The organism is Rhizobacter sp. P3_B12 (genome assembly GCF_056402895.1).
In genome coordinates this window covers 1-1,822 of record NZ_JBFUGN010001134.1, presented here as the reverse complement: position 1 = coordinate 1,822, position 1,822 = coordinate 1, and the positions used below count along the sequence as shown (strand labels likewise).

The window sequence follows — 1,822 nt, the reverse complement described above, 5'->3', positions numbered from 1 at the left end:
CTGTGATGCGGCGGTGAGGCGCCGGCGCGGCCGCCATGCGGTCGTGGCCGCCGCGCTGGTGGCGGGGCTCGTCGGCGCGGCACAGGCCGCCAGTTCGTCTGCCGGTGCTCCCGCCAGTTCACAGTTCTGCGACCGCCCCTCGGCGATCAACGCCGGCCAGCAGGACAAGCTGCTGCGCTTCGCCGCGCTGGTGCGGCAGCAGCTCGACGCTTCGGGCCGCAACGTGGCGCTGATCTCGCGCTCCGGCCTCGACCTGAGCCGCTTCGGCCTGCGCTACTCCCATGCCGGCATCCTGCTGAAGGCCGATGCCGGCGGCCCCTGGTCGGTGCGCCAGCTCTACTACGCCTGCGAGGAGTCGCGGCCCCGGCTGTACGACCAGGGTGTCGCCGGCTTCCTGCTCGGTGCCGACCGGCCGTCGCTCGGCCATGTCTCGATCGTGCTGCTGCCCGCGGCCGAGGGCGTGTCGCTCGCCCACGCCTCGCAGGATCGCCGGCTGGCGCTCGACCTGCTGGCGGCGCGCTACAGCGCCAACGCCTACGCCTTCAGCACGCGCTACCAGAACTGCAACCAGTGGGTGATGGAGCTGATCGCCAGCGCCTGGGGCGGCTTCGATGCCGCGAGCGTCACGCGCGAGCAGGCGCAGCAGTGGCTGCAGGCGCAGGGCTATGCGCCGGCGCCGGTCGACATCGGCTCGCATGGGCTGCTGTTCGCGGCGCAGTTCGTGCCGCTGCTGCACGTCGACGACCATCCGCGCGACGACCTCTTCGCGCTGAAGCTGCACATCAGCACGCCGGCCGCCGTCGAGGCCTTCGTGCACCGGCAGCTGCCGCAGGCCGAACGGGTGGAGCTGTGCCACGACGAGCGCAAGGTCGTCGTGCGCCGCGGCTGGCAGCCGCTCGGCGCGGGCTGCGAGGCGGCGCCGGGCGACGAGGTGCTGGCGTTCGACTGAGCGCGCGGCAGCTCGCCGCACTGCCATCGCGCTGACATCCTGCCTCCTTACCCTCGCGGCCACATCAATCGTGGCTTCAATGAGGGGAGAGCGCATGCTGAAGAAGACCATCGCGGCACTGGCGGCGGGCGTCGGCCTGGCGATTGCGAGCATCGGTGCCCAGGCGCTGACGACGGCGGAACTCGCGTTCCACCATGCGCCGGTGCACTACCAGGACACCGATTCGAGCGACTACCCGTCCGAATACATCACCGCGTACGACTACGACAACGACCGCATCACGACCAACAACTGGGACAACCGCGGCAACGGCCAGTGGCCCGCGACCGTGTACTACTCGGTGGTCGAGAGCTGCACGCACTGGTTCATCAGCTATTCGTTCTATCACCCGCGCGACTGGTCGGACACGGCCTTCGACCAGGAGCACGAGAACGACCTCGAGGGCGCGATCATCTCGGTGCGCAAGGATGGCACGCCGTTCGGCACGATGGAAGGGATGATCACGGTGTTCCACACCGACTTCTTCTCGTTCACGCCGACCGGCAGCCCGTACCGCAACGGCCAGGAGAGCATCGACGGCACGGTGTCTTTCGAGATGGACAACGGCGTCAGCCGCATGAAGACGGTGCAGGAGGCCAAGGGCCACGGGCTGAAGGCCTGGCCGTATGCGTCCAACTTCAACGGCGCGGCGAACCAGGACGGCGTCGTCTACTACCCGACGCTCGGCGCCGCGGGCCATCCGCTGTCGGGCAACGACCGGCATGTGGCCTACCGGCTCGTCGACCTGAACCAGCCGAACGGCCTGTACGCCGCCGCGCTGAGCGACGCGCTGCAGCCGGCCGCGCAGGCGCAGACCTTCGCGAGCTGGGGCAC

The 1,822-nt window shown here is 69.8% G+C and carries 2 protein-coding genes; both read left to right on the top strand.

Going from position 1 to position 1,822, the window contains the following annotated elements:
* Positions 1-13: 13 nt before the first annotated feature.
* Entirely contained in the window at positions 14-949 is a 936-nt protein-coding gene (locus AC1D01_RS32975) for a DUF2145 domain-containing protein (RefSeq protein WP_477873694.1), read from the top strand.
* Between the two features lie 94 nt (positions 950-1,043).
* Positions 1,044-1,822: hypothetical protein (locus AC1D01_RS32970; RefSeq protein ID WP_477873693.1), on the top strand; the 779-nt coding region annotated here is incomplete at its 3' end.